At 64.7% G+C, this 4,473-nt stretch carries 3 protein-coding genes and 1 pseudogene; all 4 read left to right on the forward strand.

The annotated features are described in order from the left end of the window. The coding region (locus YO9_RS0105365; protein ID WP_031272725.1) for an oxidoreductase C-terminal domain-containing protein at positions 1-357 on the forward strand (357 nt) is incomplete at its 5' end. A gap of 64 nt (positions 358-421) precedes the next feature. Beyond that, positions 422-1,564, forward strand: a complete 1,143-nt coding sequence (locus YO9_RS0105370) for an aromatic ring-hydroxylating oxygenase subunit alpha (protein ID WP_016996568.1) — start codon at positions 422-424, stop codon at positions 1,562-1,564. Between the two features lie 82 nt (positions 1,565-1,646). After that, positions 1,647-3,568 (forward strand): annotated as a pseudogene (locus YO9_RS0105375) (BCCT family transporter). 444 nt (positions 3,569-4,012) lie between these two features. Further along, positions 4,013-4,473: FAD-dependent monooxygenase (locus YO9_RS0105380; RefSeq protein ID WP_016996569.1), on the forward strand; the 461-nt coding region annotated here is incomplete at its 3' end.

Here is a 4,473-nt window from a genome sequence, read left to right on the forward strand (position 1 = left end):
GACACCCGCACCGGGCAGCACCGGCGCGTGGAGCACTGGGCCGGTGCGGTGGGCCGTCCGGCCGTCGCGGTGGGTGCGTTGCTCGACCACGACGACGCGTACTTGCCCGTGGAGCAGCCCTATTTCTGGTCATGCCAGTACGGCGCGCGCCTGCAGTTCGTGGGGGACATGACCGGCTCGGACCGTGTGATCTACGAGCACGGCGGGCCCGGTGAGGAAAGCTTCCTGGCCGTCTACTACGCCGGCGATGATCCCGTGGCCGTTCTGGGCTGGAACCAGCCGAAACAGTTCACGCGCTGGCGCAAGTTCTTGGCCAAACTGGCGGTTTCCTCCGCCGAACAACGCTTGATCGCCTGAACCACAGCAAACGACACCCGATCCCCACTTCCCTCGTGTGAAGTAGTTCTGCAAGGAGGGCCCCGTGTCCACCAACATTGTTTCCGAGAGCCTCATTGCCACGTTGCCGGGCCGCACCTACACCGACCAGAACTTCTTCCGGGCGGAACAGGAGCAGATTTTCGAACGGATGTGGTTCTGCGCCGTGCGCTCCGCGGACCTGGACAAGCCCGGCGCCTACCGGACCGTGCAGGTGGGGCGGGAAAGCATCATCATCACCCGTAATCGCAAGCACGGCATTCGCGCGTTCTACAACGTGTGCCGCCACCGCGGGGCCACGCTGTGCACGGAGGACAGCGGGGAGGCCAAGCGGTCCTTCCAATGCCCGTACCACGCGTGGACCTACGACTTTGACGGCAAACTGATCGCCGCGCCCAACCTCACCAAGATGCCCGATATCGGCCGCGAGGAGTACGGCCTGGTGACCATCCCCGTGCGCGAGTACCTGGGATACGTGTGGGTGTGCCTGGCGGACGAGCCGCCATCGTTCGAAGAGGACGTCATGGGTGCCATTGAAGAGCGGCTGGGTGATTCCGAGTCCATCCAGGCCTACGACATCGCCCATCTCGCCCTGGGACGGCGGATCACCTACGACGTGAAGGCCAACTGGAAGCTCATCATTGAGAACTTCATGGAGTGCTATCACTGCGCCACCATCCACCCGGAGCTCACCGAGGTGATACCCGAGTTCGCGGATGGGCTGGCGGCCCAGTACTTCGTGGGTCACGGCGCGGAGTTCGGGGAGGACGTCAAGGGCTTCACGGTGGACGGCTCCGAGGGCCTGGACCGGATTCCAGGGGTCGACGAGGACCACGACCGGCGCTACTACGCGATCACCATCAAACCCACGGTGTTCGTGAATCTGGTGCCGGACCACGTGATCATCCACCGCATGTTCCCGTTGGCCGTGGACCACACGATCGTGGAGTGCGACTGGTTGTACCTGCCCTCGGTCGTGGAATCCGGTCAGGATGTCTCTGCCTCCGTGGAATTGTTCCACCGAGTCAACCAGCAGGATTTCGATGCATGCGAACGTTGTCAGCCCGCCATGGGGTCTAGGATCTACGCCAAGGGCGGGGTTCTCGTGCCCAGCGAGCACCACATTGGAGTCTTCCACGACTGGGTCATGGCTAAAGTCGGAAGCGCTGGCAATGCGAAGGGACCATGATGAGCAGTGAACGTTCGAATCCAGCACGTCAGATGAGCCGGGCAGTCTAGGGACAGGCACGGAGCCGACAGCGGCCAGTCCCGTGGATGACCCCACCGAGTTGCATCACGCGGAAAAGAACGAAGCGGACATCCTGGCGGCCCTCAAAGAGGGGGTGGAGCGGCGTCGTCGGCCGATCCGAGACCGGTTCGAAGGTCTCGACAAGGTGATCCTGGGCGTGACGGGCGCGATCGTCGTGGCGTTCGTGGTGTGGGGGTTCGTGGGCACGGAGAGCCTGTCGACCACCTCGACCACGGCCCTGAACTGGGTCATGGAGAACACCGGCTGGATCTTTGTTCTGTGCTCGTCCTTCTTCGTGATTTACGTGCTGTGGTTGGCGCTGGGCCGGTTCGGCGCGATCCCGCTCGGTAAGGACGGCGAGCAGCCCGAGTTCCGCACCACGTCCTGGATTTCCATGATGTTTGCGTGCGGCATGGGCATCGGCCTGATGTTCTACGGCGTGGCCGAACCGCTGTTCCACTACATCTCGCCACCCCCGGCCACGGTGGACGGGCAGACCAGTGAGGCGATCGAGACGGCCATGGCCACGTCGCTGTTCCACTGGACGCTGCACCCGTGGGCGATGTACGCGGTGCTCGGTATTGCCGTCGCGTACGGCACGTTCCGGATGGGTCGCAAGAATTTGCTCTCGGAGGCGTTCGTCTCGCTCTTCGGCCGACGTGCCGTGGACGGCGTGGGCGGGAAGATCATCAACATTCTGGCGATCTTCTCCACGCTGTTCGGCTCGGCGGCCTCGCTGGGCCTGGGCGCGTTGCAGATCGGTAGCGGCCTGCAGTTCAACGGGCTGGTCGGGGAGGTTGCGACGCCCCTGCTCGTGGCGATCATTGCCGTGTTGACGTTCTGCTTTGTGGCTTCGGCGGTGTCCGGAATCGAGCGCGGTATCCAGTTCTTGGCCAATACCAACATGGTGCTCGCGGTGCTGATGGCCGTGGTGATTTTCGTGGTGGGGCCCACCCTGTTCATCCTCAACCTGATTCCCTCCGCGATCGGCTCGTACGTCCAGCAGCTTCCGGACATGGCCGCGCGCACGGAGGCGGTCGGTGACGAGGCCATGCGCGAGTGGCTGTCCGGGTGGACCATTTTCTACTGGGCGTGGTGGATCTCGTGGACGCCCTTTGTGGGCATGTTCATTGCTCGCATTTCCCGCGGGCGCACCATCCGCCAATTCGTCACCGGCGTGCTGGTAGTTCCGTCGCTGGTGTCCCTGTTGTGGTTCGCGGTCTTCGGCGGCACCGCCATCAACATCCAGCACACCGCGGACGGCACCTCCGACCCCAACGACGGCATTGCCACGATGGTCGACGGCGTTCCCACCATTTCGTTCGACGGCGCCCTCTACGACATGTTCAACGGGCTCGACGCACCGCAGTTGCTCACCGCGGGCCTGGCCGTGCTGGCCATGATCCTCACGGGTATCTTCTTCGTCACCGGTGCGGATTCCGCGTCAATCGTCATGGGGTCGCTGAGCTCCCGGGGCACCCTGGAGCCGTCCCGACCGTGGTGGTCTTCTGGGGCGTACTCATGGGCGGTGTTGCGGCCGTGATGCTCCTGGCCGGTGGCGACACCCCGGACGAGGCGCTGGGCGGGTTGCAGCGGATGACCATTGTGGCGGCGCTGCCGTTCGTGCTGGTGATGTTCGTACTCTGTATCGCCCTGACCCGTGACCTGCGGGCGGATCCCATGTGGTTGCGCCAGCGACTGTCCGAGTCCGTGATGCGCCGCGCGGTGCGCTCCGCGGTCAACGACTACGGGCACCAGAAGTTCACACTGGTCACCCGGGAGAACACCGACCCGGACACGGGACAGATCCAGGCCGTGGATGCCACGGCGGCGGGTCAGCCCATCTACGAGTCCCACGAGGGTCACGGGGGGACGCGGCGCCGTAGGCGACGTGGCGAACGGGATGAGCCGCGCGACGGAGAGGGATCTACGGCAAGGAGGTAGGGGTCACCGCGTACCCAATCTCGCGGGGTGCATCTGGACGTTCACCTCGTGGAGGTTGGCGCTCCGCTCAACCACCGTCGGCGGGAGAGAGCGCGGGCTCAGTGCATAGAGCAGCTTTACTGGCGGCTCGGGGGCGTTGGGTGAGGCCGAGAGCGGCGAGCGAACTTGGTTCGATCAATATGATGGAACGATCGAGCGGATCAACATACCGCTATAGAAAACGCGAAGGCCAGGTCCCGTCAGCGCGGGGGCCTGGCCTTAACTTCCCTGCTCCCTGCGGGAGTGGGCTATCTCAATGTTAGTTGGCTCCTACCCCGATGTCGACAGCATATGCGTGGCCGACTTCCTACTGGTTCCTGCTAGAAGTAGTGCGATTCCCCAACCGGAGTAGCCGCAAACCTACGAGCCTAGCGATAACGCCCGCTCCCCGAGAGGAGCACTTTGATGAGCGACAGGACCACTCAGCCCGGTACTCTCCGGCGCACCACCTGCGCCATCGTCGGCGGCGGTCCGGCAGGCCTGGTGCTCGGCCTGCTGCTCGCCCGGGCAGGCGTGGCGGTCACCGTGCTGGAGAAGCACAGGGACTTTCTCCGGGACTTCCGCGGGGACACCGTGCATCCCACCACCCTGGCCCTGCTGGAGGACCTCGGGCTGTTCGAGCGCTTCAACGCCATCTCGCACTCCAAGGTCACCCACGTGGATCTGCCCATCCCCGGCGGCCCACCCGTGCGCATGGTCGACTTCTCGCGCCTGCCCGTGCGCCACCCCTACATCGCCATGGTCCCGCAGTGGGATCTGCTCAGCCTGGTCGCGGAGGCCGCCGCCGCCGAACCCACCTTCACCCTGCTCACCGAGCACGAGGTCACCGGGGTGGTGCGGGAGGACGGGCGAGTGAGCGGCGTCGT

The organism is Kocuria atrinae C3-8, assembly GCF_000286355.1.
GTDB lineage: Bacteria > Actinomycetota > Actinomycetes > Actinomycetales > Micrococcaceae > Kocuria > Kocuria atrinae_A.